15 protein-coding genes are annotated in these 17547 nt (G+C 69.1%); 14 read left to right on the top strand and 1 reads right to left on the bottom strand.

What is annotated here, in order from left to right; all coding sequences use genetic code 11:
• Positions 1-137: 137 nt before the first annotated feature.
• On the bottom strand, positions 138-1013 hold the full coding sequence (locus O3W51_RS12070; RefSeq protein WP_138357564.1) for a C40 family peptidase: 876 nt from the start codon (positions 1011-1013) through the stop codon (positions 138-140).
• A 595-nt stretch (positions 1014-1608) separates the two neighbouring features.
• On the opposite strand from O3W51_RS12070, the gene O3W51_RS12065 reads away from it, so the two are divergent.
• Genes O3W51_RS12065 through nuoN form a run of 14 tightly spaced genes read left to right on the top strand, consistent with a single transcriptional unit; the run spans position 1609 to position 17494 of the window.
• On the top strand, positions 1609-1968 hold the full coding sequence (locus O3W51_RS12065; protein WP_138357563.1) for an NADH-quinone oxidoreductase subunit A: 360 nt from the start codon (positions 1609-1611) through the stop codon (positions 1966-1968).
• Between the two features lie 18 nt (positions 1969-1986).
• Entirely contained in the window at positions 1987-2541 is a 555-nt protein-coding gene (locus O3W51_RS12060; protein WP_138357562.1) for a NuoB/complex I 20 kDa subunit family protein, read from the top strand.
• Positions 2538-3272 (top strand): NADH-quinone oxidoreductase subunit C, encoded by a 735-nt coding sequence (locus tag O3W51_RS12055; protein ID WP_138357561.1) that lies wholly within the window; start codon positions 2538-2540, stop codon positions 3270-3272. The genes O3W51_RS12060 and O3W51_RS12055 overlap by 4 nt, the downstream gene beginning before the upstream one ends.
• Complete coding sequence (locus O3W51_RS12050; RefSeq protein WP_138357560.1) at positions 3272-4606, top strand: NADH-quinone oxidoreductase subunit D; 1335 nt, start codon at positions 3272-3274, stop codon at positions 4604-4606. Before O3W51_RS12055 ends, O3W51_RS12050 begins: the two co-directional genes overlap by 1 nt.
• On the top strand, positions 4603-5478 hold the full coding sequence (gene nuoE / locus O3W51_RS12045; protein WP_138357559.1) for an NADH-quinone oxidoreductase subunit NuoE: 876 nt from the start codon (positions 4603-4605) through the stop codon (positions 5476-5478). Before O3W51_RS12050 ends, nuoE begins: the two co-directional genes overlap by 4 nt.
• A complete protein-coding gene (gene nuoF, locus O3W51_RS12040; protein ID WP_138357558.1) occupies positions 5475-6815 on the top strand; it encodes an NADH-quinone oxidoreductase subunit NuoF in 1341 nt (446 codons plus the stop codon). Before nuoE ends, nuoF begins: the two co-directional genes overlap by 4 nt.
• Positions 6812-9301 (top strand): NADH-quinone oxidoreductase subunit G, encoded by a 2490-nt coding sequence (locus O3W51_RS12035; protein WP_138357557.1) that lies wholly within the window; start codon positions 6812-6814, stop codon positions 9299-9301. The genes nuoF and O3W51_RS12035 overlap by 4 nt, the downstream gene beginning before the upstream one ends.
• Before the next feature lie 26 nt (positions 9302-9327).
• Positions 9328-10656, top strand: a complete 1329-nt coding sequence (gene nuoH / locus O3W51_RS12030) for an NADH-quinone oxidoreductase subunit NuoH (RefSeq protein ID WP_138357576.1) — start codon at positions 9328-9330, stop codon at positions 10654-10656.
• On the top strand, positions 10649-11212 hold the full coding sequence (gene nuoI / locus O3W51_RS12025; protein WP_164296565.1) for an NADH-quinone oxidoreductase subunit NuoI: 564 nt from the start codon (positions 10649-10651) through the stop codon (positions 11210-11212). The genes nuoH and nuoI overlap by 8 nt, the downstream gene beginning before the upstream one ends.
• A complete protein-coding gene (locus tag O3W51_RS12020) occupies positions 11209-12045 on the top strand; it encodes an NADH-quinone oxidoreductase subunit J (protein WP_138357555.1) in 837 nt (278 codons plus the stop codon). Before nuoI ends, O3W51_RS12020 begins: the two co-directional genes overlap by 4 nt.
• Complete coding sequence (gene nuoK / locus O3W51_RS12015) at positions 12042-12341, top strand: NADH-quinone oxidoreductase subunit NuoK (RefSeq protein WP_138357554.1); 300 nt, start codon at positions 12042-12044, stop codon at positions 12339-12341. The genes O3W51_RS12020 and nuoK overlap by 4 nt, the downstream gene beginning before the upstream one ends.
• Positions 12342-12353: 12 nt before the next feature.
• Positions 12354-14249 (top strand): NADH-quinone oxidoreductase subunit L, encoded by a 1896-nt coding sequence (gene nuoL, locus O3W51_RS12010; RefSeq protein ID WP_269285656.1) that lies wholly within the window; start codon positions 12354-12356, stop codon positions 14247-14249.
• 6 nt (positions 14250-14255) lie between these two features.
• Entirely contained in the window at positions 14256-15851 is a 1596-nt protein-coding gene (locus O3W51_RS12005; RefSeq protein WP_138357552.1) for an NADH-quinone oxidoreductase subunit M, read from the top strand.
• Positions 15848-17494 carry an NADH-quinone oxidoreductase subunit NuoN gene (gene nuoN, locus O3W51_RS12000; protein ID WP_138357551.1) on the top strand — a complete coding sequence of 549 codons (1647 nt, stop codon included), beginning with the start codon at positions 15848-15850 and terminating at the stop codon, positions 17492-17494. Before O3W51_RS12005 ends, nuoN begins: the two co-directional genes overlap by 4 nt.
• Positions 17495-17547: the final 53 nt, after the last annotated feature.

Genomic DNA, 17547 nt, shown 5'->3' with positions numbered 1-17547 from the left:
CACTGCCTGGCCCGCGCCGCCCCACCGGCCGCTCCACCGCCCACGAACACTCACACGGAACATACGGAAGGGCCGCCGGCCCGAGCGGGGGACGGCGGCCCTACGTGGGGGGAAGCGGGGGAGCTGGGGGTTGGACGTCAGACCACGCGGGTGGCGAAGTCCGGCATGGACCAGCTCATGTCGTGGACGCCGATGCCCGTGCTCGGGTTGGCGGCGTCGAGGTACTGGTCGCCGCCGATGTAGACGCCGACGTGGTACGCGCTGCCCTGGCCGCCCCAGAAGACCAGGTCGCCGACCTGGAGGGAGCTGATGGAGACCGGGGTGCCGGTGTTCGACTGCTCCTGGGAGGTGCGGGGGAGGTCCACGCCGATCGTCCTGAACGCCGCCTGGACCAGGCCCGAGCAGTCGTACGAGGACGGGCCGGTGCCGCCCATGACGTAGGCCTTGCCGACCTGGGCCTGCAGGAAGCTGATGACGCTCGCGATGCTGCCGCTCGCCTTGGAGGCGGTGGAGGACACCTTCGAGGACGAGGAGCTGGACGAGGACGACACCGAAAGCTTGGTGCGCTCCGAGGAGCGGGACGCGGCCTGGGTGGCGGCCTCGCGCTCGTCAGCGGCCTTGGCGGCGGCAGCCTTGGCGTCGGCGGCCTTCTTCAGCTCGGCCCGCTTCGTCGCGGCTGCGGCCTTCCTGGCCGCGGCGGCAGCGGCGTCCTCGGCGGCCTGCAGCTTCAGCTGGACGACCGTCTGGTCGATGGCTGCGGCGGCCTGCGCGGCGGAGGCGGTGGTGCTCAGTGCGGGCGTCTGCTCGGCGGTCGTCGCGGTTCCGACCGGAGCGGGCGTGTGGTTCGAGTGGTCGGCCATGGCCGGAGCGGCCGCACCACTGAGGGCGAGCGCACTGACGACGCCGCCGACGATTCCGGCCCGGCGGACCCAGTTCGGGTTACCGGGGGCGGCGTGCCGTCGGCGGCGTATATGCGATTCGGATTTGGTGGTCCGGTTCAGGTTTGGGGACATGGAGTCCTGGCTATCAGGATGCGCCGGTTCCGTTCAACAAAGGTGGGATGCGACACAGTTGTCGTGTGCACGGCCGAATGTCCTTATTTGGATCTTGCTCACCCGGACCATATGTCCGACTCGTTCCCGAGCCGCCGCGGAGCGCTCGTGAGTGGGTTCACGTGCGTCAGCGGGACCTTCGTCCCGTTCACCCCTAAGGGGGCGGCCGTCGCTATCACGCCATTCGGTCCAGGGCGAATTTGCGTCTCGCGAGGGGCCCTTGATAATGCGCGCGTCGCTGTGACCAGGGGTAACGTAGATGAATGTGACGTCAAGTGATTGTTTGTGCCGCATGCGGTGCAAGATCACCGCTCATCAGCCTTCATGATCATTCGTCAGGTGGTGGAGATCACAAAGCCGTTGGCCCACCCCGTGTCGCAGATCACAGACCGCCGGGCATAAGATGCAGGCGGCTTGGGCTTGTGAACTGCCTCACATAGACGCGATCTTCACATGAACGCGATCTTCGTGAGGCGGGCACGACCCGAGCGCATGGTCCCTCCCCCGGCGGGGGGACCCCCACGCAGTCATCGGCGACTGGAAGGAGCGGGGGACGATGAACGCCTATGCGCCCATCCTCGTGTTGGGCGGCCTCGGGGCCGGCTTCGCGATCTTCTCCGTGATCACGGCCTCGATCGTCGGACCAAAACGGTACAACCGGGCCAAACTGGAAGCATATGAGTGCGGCATCGAGCCCTCTCCGCAGCCCATCGGCGGCGGGCGCTTCCCCATCAAGTACTACCTGACGGCGATGCTCTTCATCGTCTTCGACATCGAGATCGTCTTCCTCTATCCCTGGGCCGTCACGTTCGACTCCCTGGGGATTTTCGGGCTCGTGGAGATGCTCCTCTTCGTGCTCACCGTCTTCGTCGCCTACGCATACGTGTGGCGGCGCGGCGGCCTGGAATGGGACTAGGGGACAAGGGGCCAACGCATGGGTATCGAAGAAAAACTGCCGAGTGGATTTCTGCTGACCACGGTGGAGTCCGCCGCGGGCTGGGTGCGTAAGGCGTCGGTCTTCCCGGCCACCTTCGGCCTGGCCTGCTGTGCCATCGAGATGATGACGACCGGGGCCGGGCGCTACGACCTGGCCCGTTTCGGTATGGAGGTCTTCCGTGGCTCGCCGCGGCAGGCGGACCTGATGATCGTGGCCGGCCGGGTCAGCCAGAAGATGGCGCCGGTGCTGCGGCAGGTCTATGACCAGATGCCGAATCCCAAGTGGGTCATCTCCATGGGGGTCTGCGCTTCTTCGGGTGGAATGTTCAACAATTACGCCATTGTGCAGGGTGTTGACCACATTGTCCCCGTTGATATCTATTTGCCCGGCTGTCCGCCCCGGCCCGAGATGCTCATGGACGCCATCCTCAAGCTCCACCAGAAGATCCAGGGCGAGAAGCTCGGCGTGAACCGTGAGGAGGCGGCCCGCGAAGCGGAGTCCGCCGCACTCAACGCGCTCCCGCTGATCGAGATGAAGGGGCTGCTGCGGTGACAGACGCCAACGGCACCAACCCCGACCGCGACCTGCAGACCGACAACCTCCCCGGCCAGCGCGACGACGCCGGCGAGGTCATCGGTCACCGCAAGGGCATGTTCGGTGCCAACAACGGTGGCGACACCTCCGGCTACGGCGGCCTCGTCAGGACCGTCCGGCTGCCAGGCCCGGCCCACCGCCCCTACGGCGGCTGGTTCGACGAGGTGGCCGACGAGCTGGAGGGCGCGCTGGAGGAGCAGGGACTGCTCCCCTCCAACGCGATCGACCGGACCGTCATCGACCGTGACGAGCTGACCTTCCACATCGCCCGCGAGCACCTCGTGCAGGTCGCGAAGACCTGCCGCGACGATCCGGCGCTGCGCTTCGAGCTCTGTACGGGCGTGAGCGGGGTGAACTACCCCGAGGACAAGGGCCGTGAGCTGCACGCCGTCTACCACTTGCGTTCGATCACGCACAACCGGCTGATCCGGCTGGAGGTGAGCGCCCCCGACAGCGACCCGCACATCCCGTCGATCGTCCCGGTGTACCCGACGAACGACTGGCACGAGCGTGAGGCGTACGACTTCTTCGGCATCGTCTTCGACGGCCACCCGGCCCTCACGCGGATCATGATGCCGGACGACTGGCCCGGCCACCCGCAGCGCAAGGACTACCCGCTCGGCGGCATCCCCGTCGAGTACAAGGGCGCCCAGATCCCGGCTCCCGACCAGCGGAGGTCGTACTCCTGATGAGCACTCACCACGCACCCGCTCAGGCGGAAGAACGCGACACCACCGAAGGCCGGGTCTTCACCGTCACCGGTGGCGACTGGGACGAGCTGGCCGAGACCGTCGGCAGGTCCGACGACGAGCGCATCATCGTCAACATGGGGCCGCAGCACCCGTCCACCCACGGTGTGCTCCGGCTGATCCTGGAGATCGACGGCGAGACGGTCACCGAGGCCCGGTCGGGCATCGGCTACCTGCACACCGGCATCGAGAAGAACATGGAGTACCGGACGTGGACCCAGGGGTCCACGTTCGTGACGCGCATGGACTACCTCACGCCGTTCTTCAACGAGACGGCGTACTGCCTCGCGGTCGAGAAGCTGCTCGGCGTCACCGAGCAGGTGCCGGACCGGGCCAGCGTCATCCGCGTGCTGCTGATGGAGCTGAACCGGCTCTCCTCGCACCTGGTGTGCATCGCCACCGGCGGTATGGAGCTCGGCGCCACCACGATCATGATCTACGGGTTCCGCGACCGTGAACTGATCCTGGACGTCTTCGAGCTCATCACCGGGCTGCGGATGAACCACGCGTACATCCGGCCGGGCGGCCTCGCCCAGGACCTGCCGCCGGGCGCGGTGGACCAGATCCGCGAGCTCGTGAAGAAGATGCGCAAGAACCTTCCCGAGTACGACAAGCTCGCCACCGGCAACCCGATCTTCAAGGCCCGGATGGAAGAGGTCGGCTACCTGGACCTGGCCGGCTGCATGGCGCTCGGCGCCACCGGCCCGATCCTGCGCGCCGCCGGCCTGCCGCACGACCTGCGCAAGGCGCAGCCGTACTGCGGTTACGAGAACTACGACTTCGAGATCCCGACGGCGGACACCGCCGACTCCTACGGCCGCTTCCTGGTCCGCCTGGAGGAGATGCGGCAGTCGCTGCGCATCGTCGAGCAGGCCCTGGACAAGCTGGCCCCAGGACCGGTGATGGTCGAGGACAAGAAGATCGCCTGGCCCGCGCAGCTCGCGCTCGGCCCGGACGGCCTGGGCAACTCCCTGGACCACATCAAGAAGATCATGGGCACCTCGATGGAGTCCCTGATCCACCACTTCAAGCTGGTGACCGAGGGCTTCCGGGTTCCGCCGGGCCAGGCGTACACCGCGGTGGAGTCGCCCAAGGGCGAGCTGGGCGTGCATGTCGTCAGCGACGGCGGCACCCGCCCCTTCCGGGTCCACTTCCGCGACCCGTCCTTCACCAACCTGCAGTCCATGGCGGCGATGTGCGAGGGCGGCCAGGTCGCCGACGTCATCGTGGCCGTGGCGTCCATCGACCCCGTGATGGGAGGCGTCGACCGATGACCGACGTGTCTTTGGGCATCCCGCAGATGCCCGCGCCCGACTATCCGGCCGATGTACGCGCCAGGCTGGAGGCGGACGCGAAGGAGATCATCGCCCGCTATCCCGGCAGCCGCAGCGCGCTCCTGCCGCTGCTGCACCTGACGCAGTCGGAGGACGGCTACGTCACCCGCACCGGCGTCCGGTTCTGCGCGGAGCAGCTCGACCTCACCACCGCCGAGGTCACCGCGGTCGCGACCTTCTACTCCATGTACCGGCGCAAGCCCAGTGGCGACTACCAGGTCGGGGTCTGCACCAACACGCTCTGCGCGGTGATGGGCGGCGACGCCATCTTCGACGAGCTGAAGGAGCACCTCGGGGTCGGCAACAACGAGACCACCGAGGACGGCAAGGTCACGCTGGAGCACATCGAGTGCAACGCGGCCTGCGACTTCGCCCCGGTGGTGATGGTGAACTGGGAGTTCTTCGACAACCAGACACCGGGCTCCGCCAAGCAGCTGGTCGACGACCTCATCGCCGGCCGCGAGGTGCGGCCGACCCGTGGCGCACCGCTGTGCACGTACAAGGAGACCGCCCGCATCCTCGCAGGCTTCCCCGACGAGCGCCCCGGCGCCGTCGAGGCCACCGGCGGAGCCGGCCCCGCGTCGCTCGCGGGACTGCGGCTGTCGCGCGGCGAGGCACTGCCCGGCCCGGACGCCGGACAGCCGGCCCGCCGGTCGTCCGTACCGCCGCAGGGCGAGACGCCGGCCGCGCCGTCGGGCACCCCCGGGCAGCCCAGCCCCGCCGAGCACGCCAGCTCGCACGACGCACCGCAGGAGACCGCCGTGTCGGACCCCGCCAACCCGGCAGGACCTGAGAGCGAGGAGGGCAAATGATGACCGTGTCGCCCGAGAAGCTGCTCACCCCTGTCCTGTCGGCCTTCTGGGACGACCCGCAGTCGTGGACGCTCGACACCTACCGCCGTCATGAGGGCTACGAGGGCCTGCGCAAGGCCCTCGCGATGCCGCCGGACGACGTCATCGCGTATGTGAAGGACGCCGGACTGCGCGGCCGTGGCGGCGCCGGCTTCCCGACCGGTATGAAGTGGCAGTTCATCCCGCAGGGTGACGGCAAGCCGCACTACCTGGTCGTCAACGCCGACGAGTCGGAACCGGGTACCTGCAAGGACATCCCGCTGCTGTTCGCGAACCCGCACTCGCTCATCGAGGGCATGGTGATCGCCTGCCACGCGATCCGCTCCAACCACGCCTTCATCTATCTGCGCGGCGAGGTCGTCCCGGTGCTGCGCCGGCTGCACGAGGCGGTGCGCGAGGCGTACGAGGCCGGCTACCTCGGCAAGAACATCCAGGGCAGCGGCTTCGATCTGGAGCTGACCGTTCACGCCGGGGCCGGCGCGTACATCTGCGGCGAGGAGACGGCGCTGCTGGACTCGCTCGAAGGACGCCGCGGCCAGCCCCGGCTGCGCCCGCCGTTCCCGGCGGTCGAGGGCCTGTACGCCTGCCCGACCGTCGTCAACAACGTCGAGTCCATCGCCTCGGTGCCCGCGATCATGCAGCGCGGCAAGGACTGGTTCAAGTCGATGGGCAGCGAGAAGTCCCCGGGCTTCACGCTGTACTCGCTGTCTGGGCACGTCGTCAGCCCCGGCCAGTACGAGGCCCCGCTCGGCATCACGCTGCGCCAGCTGCTCGACATGAGCGGCGGTATCCGGCCGGGCCACCGGCTGAAGTTCTGGACCCCCGGCGGCTCGTCGACCCCGATGTTCACCGACGAGCACCTGGACGTACCGCTCGACTACGAGGGCGTGGGCGCCGCCGGCTCCATGCTCGGCACCAAGGCGCTGCAGTGCTTCGACGAGACGACGTGCGTGGTGCGGGCGGTGACGCGCTGGACGGAGTTCTACGCCCACGAGTCCTGCGGCAAGTGCACGCCGTGCCGTGAGGGCACGTACTGGCTGGTCCAGTTGCTGCGGGACATCGAGGCCGGCAAGGGCAAGCTGTCCGACCTCGACAAGCTCAACGACATCGCCGACAACATCAACGGCAAGTCCTTCTGTGCGCTCGGCGACGGCGCCGCCAGCCCGATCTTCTCCTCCCTCAAGTACTTCCGCGAGGAGTACGAGGAGCACATCGAGCGCAAGGGCTGCCCCTTCGACCCGGCCGCCTCGACCGTATGGGCCGACGCCGGAACGTCTCACCTGGAGGTGAACGCATGACAGTCACCACGTCTGCCCCCTCCGGAGGGGGAGAGGCGGCGGTTCCGCCGGAGGATCTCGTCGCCGTCACGATCGACGGCGTCGCGCTCTCGGTCCCCAAGGGGACCCTGGTGATCCGTGCGGCGGAGCTGCTGGGCATCGAGATCCCGCGGTTCTGCGACCACCCGCTCCTCGACCCGGCCGGCGCCTGCCGGCAGTGCATCGTCGAGGTCGAGGGCCAGCGCAAGCCGATGGCGTCCTGCACGATCACGTGCACCGACGGCATGGTCGTCAAGACCCATCTCACCTCGCCGGTCGCCGAGAAGGCGCAGCGCGGGGTGATGGAGCTGCTGCTCATCAACCACCCGCTGGACTGCCCGGTCTGCGACAAGGGCGGCGAGTGCCCGCTGCAGAACCAGGCGATGAGCACCGGCCAGGCGGACACCCGCTTCGAGGGCAAGAAGCGCACGTACGAGAAGCCGGTGCCGATCTCCACGCAGGTGCTGCTGGACCGGGAGCGCTGTGTGCTGTGCGCGCGCTGCACCCGGTTCTCGGAGCAGATCGCGGGCGACCCGTTCATCGAGCTCATCGAGCGCGGCGCCCTCCAGCAGGTCGGAATCGGCGACGGCGACCCGTTCGCCTCGTACTTCTCCGGCAACACCATCCAGATCTGTCCGGTGGGCGCGCTGACCTCGGCGGCGTACCGCTTCCGGTCCCGGCCGTTCGACCTGGTGTCGTCGCCGTCGGTCTGCGAGCACTGCGCGGGCGGCTGCGCGACGCGCACCGACCACCGACGCGGCAAGGTCATGCGGCGGCTGGCCGCCGACGACCCCCAGGTCAACGAGGAATGGGTGTGCGACAAGGGGCGCTTCGGCTTCCGCTACGCACAGCGCCCCGACCGCCTCAAGCACCCGCTGCTCCGTAACAAGGAGACCGGTGAGCTGGAGCCGGCGAGCTGGCCCGAGGCACTGGCGGCCGCGGCCGCCGGGATCGCGGCGGCCGGCGGCCGCACCGCGGTACTGGCCGGCGGCCGGCTGACCGTCGAGGACGCCTACGCCTACGCCAAGTTCGCGCGGGTCGCCCTCGACACCAACGACGTCGACTTCCGGGCCCGCGTGCACAGCGCCGAGGAGGCCGACTTCCTGGCCTCGCAGGTGGCGGGACGCGGCCGGGACCTGGACGGCGACGGCATCACGTACACGACGCTGGAGAAGGCGCCGGCCGTCCTGCTCGTCGGTCTCGAGGCCGAGGAGGAGGCTCCGGGGATCTTCCTCCGGCTTCGCAAAGCGAACCAGAAGCGGCGCCAGCGGACCTTCGCACTGGCGCCGTTCGCGACCCGTGGCCTGACGAAGGCGGGCGGCACGCTGCTGCCCGCCGCACCCGGCACCGAGCCCGAGTGGCTGGACGCGCTCGCCGGCGGTGTCGGTCTCGACGAGGCGGGCGAGAAGGCCGCCGAGGCGCTGCGTGCCGAAGGGTCGGTGATCCTGGTCGGCGAACGGCTGGCCGCCGTACCCGGCGCGCTGACCGCGGCGATCCGCTTCGCCACGGCGAGCGGCGCGAAGCTCGCGTGGATCCCGCGCCGCGCGGGTGAGCGCGGAGCGGTCGAGGCGGGCGCGCTGCCGGGGCTGCTGCCCGGTGGCCGGCCGGTCACCGACCCGCGGGCCCGCGACGAGGTCGCCCGGGTCTGGGGACTGGCCGAACTCCCGCACCGCTTCGGGCGCGACACCGGCCAGATCGTCGAGGCGGCCGCGAGCGGCGAGCTGGCGGCGCTGGTCGTCGGCGGCGTCGAGGTCGCGGACCTGCCGGACCCGGCCCGCGCCCGGCTCGCGCTGGACGCGGTCGGCTTCGTCGTCAGCCTGGAACTGCGGCCCTCCGAGGTCACCGACCGGGCGGATGTCGTCCTGCCGGTGGCCGCGGTCGCCGAGAAGGCCGGCACCTTCCTCAACTGGGAGGGCAGGGCTCGGCTGTTCGACGCGGCCATCAAGCCGGACCAGGTCGTCAACCGGCACCAGCTGCCGGACGCCCGGGTCCTGACGATGCTCGCCGACGCGCTCGGCGTCAGCCTCGGACTGGGCGACGTCCGCGCCGCCCGCACCGAACTGAACCGGCTCTCCCCCTGGGACGGGCCGCACGCCTCCCAGCCGCTGGAGACGTCCCGGACGCTGCCCGTGCCCGCCGCGGGCGAGGCGGTGCTCGCCGGGCACCGGCTGCTGCTCGACCAGGGCAAGCTCCAGGAGGGCGACGACGCGCTGGCCGGCACCCGGCACGAGGCGGTGGTGCGGCTGTCGGCCGCGACCGCCGCGGAGGCCGGGCTCGCCAACGGCGACCTCACCGAGGTCTCCGGGCCCGCCGGTTCGGTACGGCTGCCGCTGCGCATCACTCCGATGCCCGACCGGGTGGTGTGGCTGCCGCTGAACTCCACGGGCGGGGGCGTCGCCAGCGATACCGGCGCGCTGCCCGGCCAGGTCGTCAAGGTCGGCGCCGCTGCCACGGAGGTGGCCCAGTGAACAACCTCTCCGCCGAAGATCTGTCGATGTTCGGCACCGATCCGTGGTGGCTGATCCTCCTCAAGGCGGTCTTCTGCTTCGCCTTCGCCATGCTGACCGTGCTGTTCTCGATCGTCTGGGAGCGCAAGGTCGTGGCGTGGATGCAGCTGCGCATCGGCCCCAACCGGCACGGCCCGTGGGGCATGCTCCAGTCGCTCGCCGACGGCATCAAGCTGATGCTGAAGGAAGACATCATCGTCAAGCGCGCGGACAAGGTGGTGTACATCCTCGCGCCGATCGTCGCGGCGATCCCCGCCTTCATGTCCTTCGCGGTGATCCCCTTCGGCCCGGCCGACAACGAGGTGTCGATCTTCGGCACCCGCACCGCGCTGCAGCTCACCGATCTCCCGATCGGCGTCCTGTACATCCTGGCCACCGCGTCCGTCGGCATCTACGGCATCGTGCTCGCGGGCTGGTCCTCCGGCTCGACGTACCCGCTGCTCGGCGGATTGCGCGCCTCGGCCCAGATGATCTCCTACGAGATCGCGATGGGGCTGTCCTTCGCGGCGGTCTTCCTCTACTCCGGGTCGATGTCCACCTCGGCGATCGTCGAGGCGCAGCACGACCGCTGGTTCGCGGTGCTGCTGCCGGTCTCGCTGCTGATCTACATCGTGGCGATGGTCGGTGAGACCAACCGCGCACCGTTCGACATGCCGGAGTCGGAGGGCGACCTGGTCGGCGGCTTCAACACCGAGTACTCGTCGATCAAGTTCGCGCTCTTCATGCTCGCCGAGTACGTGAACATGGTGACGGTCTCGGCGGTGGCGACCACCCTCTTCCTGGGCGGCTGGCGGGCCCCGTGGCCGATCAGCACCTTCTGGGAGGGCGCGAACCACGGCTGGTGGCCGATGCTCTGGTTCACGGTCAAGGTCCAGCTGCTGCTGTTCTTCTTCATCTGGCTGCGCGGCACGCTGCCGCGGGTGCGTTACGACCAGTTCATGAAGCTGGGCTGGAAGGTCCTCATCCCGGTCTCGATGGTCTGGCTGATGCTGGTCGCGACCGTCCGGGCGATGCGGAACGAGAACTACGGCCTGCGCGACATCGTGCTGTACGTCGGCGGGGCCGTCGTCGGCCTGCTGCTGATCTCCCTCGTGGTCGATGTGTTCCGCGACCGCGGGCGGAAGAAGGACGAGGCGGAAGCCGCCGCGGCACCGCCGGAACCGTTCGATCCGATGGCGGGCGGCTTCCCCGTACCGCCGTTGCCGGGGCAGACGCTGCCACCGGTGCCGCGCCGTCGCAGCCGCAGCCTTGGCGAGCCGCAGCTCGTCGGTGCCCCGGACACCCCGGACAATGACAAGGAGGCCGACGATGCCTGAGTTCCTGGGCCCGGTCGCGGGCTTCGGCGTGACCTTCAAGGCCATGTTCAAGAAGCGGCTGACCGAGCAGTACCCCGAGGAGAAGAAGCCGACCGCGCCGCGCTTCCACGGCCGGCACCAGCTCAACCGGCACCCGGACGGGCTGGAGAAGTGCGTCGGCTGCGAACTGTGCGCCTGGGCCTGCCCGGCCGACGCGATCTACGTGGAGGGCGCGGACAACACCGAGGAGGAGCGCTACTCCCCGGGTGAGCGCTACGGCCGCGTCTACCAGATCAACTACGCCCGCTGCATCCTGTGCGGGCTGTGCATCGAGGCGTGCCCCACCCGGGCGCTGACGATGACCAACGAGTACGAACTCGCCGACAGCAGCCGTGAGTCGCTGATCTTCACCAAGGAGCAGCTGCTCGCCGGCCTGGAGGAGGGCATGGTCGAGGCACCGCACTCGATCTTCCCCGGCACCGACGAGCAGGACTACTACCGGGGACTGGTCAGTGAGGCCGCGCCCGGCACCGTCACCCAGGAGCGCACTCCTGCGGAGAAGGAGGTGGAGGCGTGAGCACGTTCGCCGCCGCCGCTTCCACCACCTCGACGGGTGAGGCGTTCCAGTTCTGGGTGCTCGCCGTCGTCGCCGTGCTGGGTGCGCTGGGCACCGTACTGAGCAAGAAGACGGTGCACAGCGCGCTCTGTCTGGCCGGGACCATGATCATCCTGGCTGTCTTCTACCTGGCGCAGGGCGCGTACTTCCTCGGGGTCGTCCAGATCGTCGTCTACACCGGCGCGATCATGATGCTCTTCCTCTTCGTCGTCATGCTGGTCGGCATCACCGCCGCCGACTCGCTGAAGGAGACGCTGAAGGGCCAGCGCTGGCTGGCCGCGGGATGCGGTCTCGGCTTCGGGATCCTGCTGATCGCGGGCATCGGCAACGCCTCGCTCGACACCTTCGCGGGCCTCGGCCAGGCGAACGCGGGCGGCAACGTCGAGGGCCTGGCGCGGCTCATCTTCACCAAGTACGTCTGGGCCTTCGAGATCACCGGCGCGCTGCTGATCACGGCGGTCGTCGGCGCGATGGTGCTGACGCACCGCGAGCGGACCGAGGAGCGCAGCACGCAGCGCGAGCTGTCGATCGCGCGGGTCCGCGCGGGCACCCAGGTGCCGCCGCTGCCCGCACCCGGCGTGTACGCCCGGCACAACGCGGTGGACGTCCCCGGCCTGCTGCCGGACGGCACCACCTCGGACCTGTCGGTCAGCGCCACGCTGCGGGACCGCGGCCAGATCCGTGATGTGTCGAACGAGGCCCTGGCCGATCTCGCCGAGCTGGAACAGCGCTCGGAGAGCTGGCTGGAACGGTCCGCGCCCGAGGTCACGGCACCAGAGGAGGCGAGCAAGTGAATCCGGTCAACTACCTGTACCTGGCCGCGCTGCTGTTCACCATCGGCGCCGCCGGGGTGCTGATCCGGCGCAACGCGATCATCGTCTTCATGTGCGTCGAGCTGATGCTGAACGCCTGCAACCTGGCGTTCGTCACCTTCTCCCGGATGCACGGCAACCTCGACGGCCAGATCATCGCCTTCTTCACGATGGTGGTCGCCGCCGCCGAGGTCGTGGTCGGGCTCGCGATCATCGTGACGATGTTCCGCTCCCGGCACTCGGCCTCGGTCGACGACGCCAATCTGATGAAGCTGTAAGGGGTAGCGACAGTGGAGAACCTCATCGGATTGCTCGTCGCGGTACCGCTGCTCGGCGCGGCGATCCTGCTGACCGGCGGCCGCCGGCTGGACCGTATCGGCCACTGGCTCGGCACGATCCTCGCGGCGGTGTCCTTCGGTATCGGCGCCGTGCTCTTCTTCGACATGCTCGGCAAGAGCGGCGAAGACCGCGCGATGTACTCGCACCTGTTCAGCTGGGTGCCGGTCGGCGGCTTCCAGGCCGACATCGGCTTCCAGCTCGACCAGTTGTCGATGACCTTCGTGCTGTTGATCAGCGGTGTGGGCACGTTGATCCACATCTACTCGATCGGGTACATGGAGCACGACGAGCGGCGCCGCCGCTTCTTCGGCTATCTCAACCTGTTCGTGGCGGCGATGCTGCTGCTGGTCATCGCGGACAACTACTTCCTGCTGTACGTCGGCTGGGAGGGCGTCGGCCTCGCCTCGTACCTGCTGATCGGCTTCTGGCAGCACAAGCCGAGCGCGGCCACGGCGGCGAAGAAGGCGTTCCTCGTCAACCGTGTCGGTGACGTCGGTCTGTCCATCGCGATCATGCTGATGTTCACGACCTTCGGGACGTTCAGCTTCCAGCCGGTGCTGGCGCACGCGGGCGACGCGAGCGAGGGCAAGCTGACAGCCATCGGCCTGATGCTGCTGCTCGCCGCGTGCGGCAAGTCCGCCCAGGTGCCGCTGCAGTCCTGGCTCGGCGACGCGATGGAGGGCCCGACCCCGGTCTCGGCCCTGATCCACGCGGCGACGATGGTGACGGCGGGCGTGTATCTCATCACCCGGTCCGGCGCGATCTTCAACGGTGCCCCGGACGCGCAGGTAGCGGTGGTCACGGTCGGCGCGGTCACGCTGCTGTTCGGTGCGATCGTCGGTTGCGCGAAGGACGACATCAAGAAGGCCCTGGCGGGCTCGACGATGTCGCAGATCGGCTACATGATCATGGCGGCCGGGCTCGGCCCGATCGGCTATGTCTTCGCGATCATGCACTTGGTCACCCACGGCTTCTTCAAGGCCGGGCTCTTCCTCGGCGCCGGATCGGTCATGCACGGCATGAACGACGAGGTCGACATGCGGAAGTACGGGGGCCTGCGCACGTACATGCCGGTCACGTTCATCACGTTCGGCCTCGGCTATCTGGCGATCATCGGCTTCCCGGGTCTGTCCGGCTTCTTCTCTAAGGACAAGATCATCGAGGCGGCCTTCGCCAAGGGCGGCACCGAGGGCTGGATCCTCGGCGGCGCGGCCCTGCTGGGTGCCGCGATCACCGCGTTCTACATGACGCGCGTGATGCTGATGACGTTCTTCGGCGAGAAGCGCTGGGAGGCCGACGCGGAAGGCCACGAGCCGCACCCGCACGAGTCGCCCAAGTCGATGACCATCCCGATGATCGTGCTGGCCTTCGGCTCGGTCTTCGCGGGCGGGCTGTTCAGTCTGAACAGCTCCTTCCTGAAGTGGCTGGAGCCGGTCACCGGACACGAGGAGGGGCACTCGCCCCTCAGCGCCACGACGGTGACGGCCGGCACGATGGTCGTGCTGGTCATCGGGGTCGCGCTGGCCTGGCTGATGTACGGGCGCAGGGCCGTACCGGCCGTCGCTCCGCGCGGCTCGCTGCTGACCCGCGCCGCCCGGCGCGATCTGCTCCAGGACGACTTCAACCACGTCGTGCTGGTCCGGGGCGGCGAACACCTCACCCGCAGCCTGGTCTACCTGGACCACTCCCTGGTGGACGGTGCGGTCAACGGCACCGCCGCCGGGGTCGGCGGCCTCTCCGGCCGCATGCGCAAGCTGCAGAACGGCTACGTCCGCTCGTACGCGGTGTCGATGCTGGGTGGCACGGCGGTCCTGATCGCCGCGACTCTCCTGATGAGGGCGGTCTGATAACTCATGTCCTTTCCCCTCCTTACCGTCACGGCCGCCCTTCCGGCGGTCGGCGCGATCGCCACCGCCGCCGTACCGGCCGCGAAGCGCACCGTCGCCAAGTGGTCGGCGCTGGGCTTCTCGGTCGCGACGTTCGTACTGGCCGTGATCGTCCTCGTCCGGTTCGAACCGGGCGGTGAGCGCTACCAGCTCACCGAGTCCCACGCGTGGATCAAGGACTTCGGGGTCCGCTACGAACTCGGCGTGGACGGCATCGGCGTCTCGCTGGTCGCGCTGACCGCGCTCCTGATCCCGTTCATCATCGCGGCGGGCTGGCACGACGCCGACCCCCTCGAAGACAAGAACCCCAACCGCCGCTGGCGGCCCACCCAGGGCTTCTTCGCCCTGATCCTGGCCGTCGAGGCGATGGTGGTGGTCTCGTTCGAGGCCACCGACGTCTTCCTCTTCTACATCTTCTTCGAAGCCATGCTCATCCCGATGTACTTCCTCATCGGCGGCTTCGGGGACCAGGCGCACGAGCACGGCGACGACGAGGCGGCCAAGCAGCGCTCGTACGCCGCCGTGAAGTTCCTGCTCTACAACCTGGTCGGCGGCCTCGTCATGCTGGCCGCCGTCATCGGGCTGTACGCGGCCAGTGCCGACCAGCTCGGGCACGGCACGTTCTCGCTCCAGGAGATCCTCCAGGCGCGCGCGGCCGGCAAGTTCGACCTGGCCTCCTCCACCGAGCGGTGGCTCTTCCTCGGCTTCTTCTTCGCCTTCGCGGTGAAGGCGCCGCTGTGGCCGCTGCACACCTGGCTGCCGAACGCGATGGGGGAGTCGACCGCGCCGGTCGCGGTGCTCATCACCGCGGTCGTCGACAAGGTCGGCACCTTCGCGATGCTGCGCTACTGCCTCCAGCTCTTCCCGGAGGCCAGCAAGTGGGCGACGCCGGTGATCCTGGTGCTCGCGGTGATCAGCATCATCTACGGTGCCCTGCTGGCCGTCGGCCAGCGCGACATCAAGCGGCTGATCGCCTACGCGTCCATCTCGCACTTCGGCTTCATCATCATGGGCATCTTCGCGATGACCACCCAGGGACAGAGCGGCGCCGCGCTCTACATGGTCAACCACGGGATCTCGACCGCCGCGCTGCTGCTGGTGGCCGGCTTCCTGATCAGCCGGCGCGGCTCGCGGCTCATCGCCGACTTCGGCGGTGTGCAGAAGGTGGCGCCGGTGCTCGCGGGCACCTTCCTGATCGGCGGACTGGCGACGCTGTCGCTGCCGGGGCTCGCCCCGTTCGTCTCCGAGTTCCTGGTGCTCGTCGGCACGTTCAGCCGCTACCCGGCGCTCGGCATCATCGCGACCGTCGGCATCGTGCTCGCCGCGCTCTACGTCCTCGTCCTGTACCAGCGGACGATGACCGGGCCGGTGAAGGCGGGCGTCGAGGGGATGAAGGACCTCAAGGTCCGTGAGATCGCCGTGGTGGCTCCGCTGATCGCGCTGCTGCTCTTCCTCGGCGTGTACCCGAAGCCGCTCACGGACATCGTCAATCCGGCGGTCGGCCAGACGCTCTCCGACGTGCACAAGACCGACCCCAAGCCCGCGCTGGAGGCGACCAAGTGAGCGGAACAGCCGTCCACAGCCTGTGGACAATGGCGGCCCCCGCCGCAGACAAGATCCCCGCCCCGAAGATCGAGTACACCCAGCTGTCGCCGGTCCTGATCGTCTTCGGGGCAGCCGTCGTCGGGATCCTCGTCGAGGCGTTCCTGCCCCGTAAGTCCCGCTACCTGGGACAGATCGCGGTCAGCGTCATCGGCCTCGCCGCCGCCTTCGCCGCCGTGGTGGCGCTGGCGGCCAGGGGCTACGGCACCACCAAGGCGCATGTCGCGGCCATGGGAGCCGTCGCCGTCGACGGCCCCGCGCTCTTCCTGCAGGGCACGATCCTGCTGGTCGGGCTGGTCGCGGTGTTCACCTTCGCGGAACGCCGGCTCGACCCGAAGGCGCACGGTCGCAAGGTCGACTCCTTCGCCGCCCAGGGCTCCGCCGTTCCCGGCGGCGACGCCGAGAAGGCCGCGGTCAAGGCCGGGTTCACCACCACCGAGGTCTTCCCGCTGCTGCTCTTCGCGGTCGGCGGCATGCTGATCTTCCCGGCCGCGTCCGACCTGCTGACGCTCTTCGTCGCGCTCGAGGTCTTCTCGCTGCCGCTGTACCTGCTCTGCGCGCTGGCCCGCCGCCGGCGCTTCATGTCGCAGGAAGCCGCGATGAAGTACTTCCTGCTGGGAGCCTTCTCGTCGGCCTTCCTGCTGTTCGGCATCGCGCTGCTCTACGGCTACGCGGGCACCGTCTCGTACTCCGGCATCGCCGCCGTCGTCGACGGCACCGCCAAGATGACCCCGGCGCTCGCCGCCACCACCGGCAACGACGCGCTGCTGCTCATCGGCACCGCGATGGTCGCGATGGGGCTGCTGTTCAAGGTCGGCGCCGTGCCGTTCCACATGTGGACCCCGGACGTCTATCAGGGCGCCCCGACCCCGGTGACCGGCTTCATGGCCGCCGCCACCAAGGTCGCCGCCTTCGGCGCGCTGCTGCGGCTGCTGTACGTGGTCCTGCCGGGCATGCGCTGGGACTGGCGGCCGGTGATGTGGGGCGTCGCGATCCTGACGATGCTGGTCGGCGCGATCGTCGCCGTCACCCAGACCGATGTGAAGCGACTGCTGGCGTACTCGTCGATCGCGCACGCCGGGTTCATCCTCGCGGGTGTCATCGCCACCACGCCGGACGGCGTCTCGTCGGTGCTCTTCTACCTCGCGGCGTACTCCTTCGTGACGCTCGGCGCCTTCGCCGTCGTCACCCTGGTCCGCGACGCGGGCGGCGAAGCCACCCACCTGTCCCACTGGGCCGGCCTCGGCCGCCGCTCGCCGCTGGTCGCGGCGGTCTTCGCGGTGTTCCTGCTGGCCTTCGCGGGCATCCCGCTGACCTCCGGCTTCGCCGGAAAGTTCGCGGTCTTCAAGGCGGCGGCCCAGGGCGGCGCGATGCCGCTGGTCATCGTGGGTGTGCTCTCCTCGGCCATCGCCGCGTTCTTCTACATCCGCGTGATCGTGCTGATGTTCTTCAGCGAACCGAAGCCCGACGGCCCCACCGTCGCCGTCCCGAGCGCCTGGACCTCCACGGCCATCGGCATCGGCGTGGCGGTGACGCTCGCGCTGGGCGTCATGCCGCAGTACTTCCTGGACCTCGCCGACAAGGCGGGCGTCTTCGTCCGCTGAACAACGACACCACGGGAACGGCCGTCGAACGCTTCAGGCGTTCGGCGGCCGTT

The organism is Streptomyces sp. H39-C1 (assembly GCF_027158125.1).
GTDB classification, from domain to species: Bacteria; Actinomycetota; Actinomycetes; order Streptomycetales; family Streptomycetaceae; genus Actinacidiphila; species Actinacidiphila fildesensis.
This window is presented reverse-complemented; position numbering and strand designations above follow the sequence as displayed.

What these genes read in the sequence shown, in the direction of transcription:
- O3W51_RS12070 (WP_138357564.1), bottom strand. Translation starts at nt 1,013, where the DNA reads ATGTCCCCAAACCTGAACCGGACCACCAAATCCGAATCGCATATACGC.
- O3W51_RS12065 (WP_138357563.1), top strand. Translation starts at nt 1,609, where the DNA reads ATGAACGCCTATGCGCCCATCCTCGTGTTGGGCGGCCTCGGGGCCGGC.
- O3W51_RS12060 (WP_138357562.1), top strand. Translation starts at nt 1,987, where the DNA reads ATGGGTATCGAAGAAAAACTGCCGAGTGGATTTCTGCTGACCACGGTG.
- O3W51_RS12050 (WP_138357560.1), top strand. Translation starts at nt 3,272, where the DNA reads ATGAGCACTCACCACGCACCCGCTCAGGCGGAAGAACGCGACACCACC.
- nuoE (WP_138357559.1), top strand. Translation starts at nt 4,603, where the DNA reads ATGACCGACGTGTCTTTGGGCATCCCGCAGATGCCCGCGCCCGACTAT.
- nuoF (WP_138357558.1), top strand. Translation starts at nt 5,475, where the DNA reads ATGATGACCGTGTCGCCCGAGAAGCTGCTCACCCCTGTCCTGTCGGCC.
- O3W51_RS12035 (WP_138357557.1), top strand. Translation starts at nt 6,812, where the DNA reads ATGACAGTCACCACGTCTGCCCCCTCCGGAGGGGGAGAGGCGGCGGTT.
- nuoH (WP_138357576.1), top strand. Translation starts at nt 9,328, where the DNA reads ATGTTCGGCACCGATCCGTGGTGGCTGATCCTCCTCAAGGCGGTCTTC.
- nuoI (WP_164296565.1), top strand. Translation starts at nt 10,649, where the DNA reads ATGCCTGAGTTCCTGGGCCCGGTCGCGGGCTTCGGCGTGACCTTCAAG.
- O3W51_RS12005 (WP_138357552.1), top strand. Translation starts at nt 14,256, where the DNA reads ATGTCCTTTCCCCTCCTTACCGTCACGGCCGCCCTTCCGGCGGTCGGC.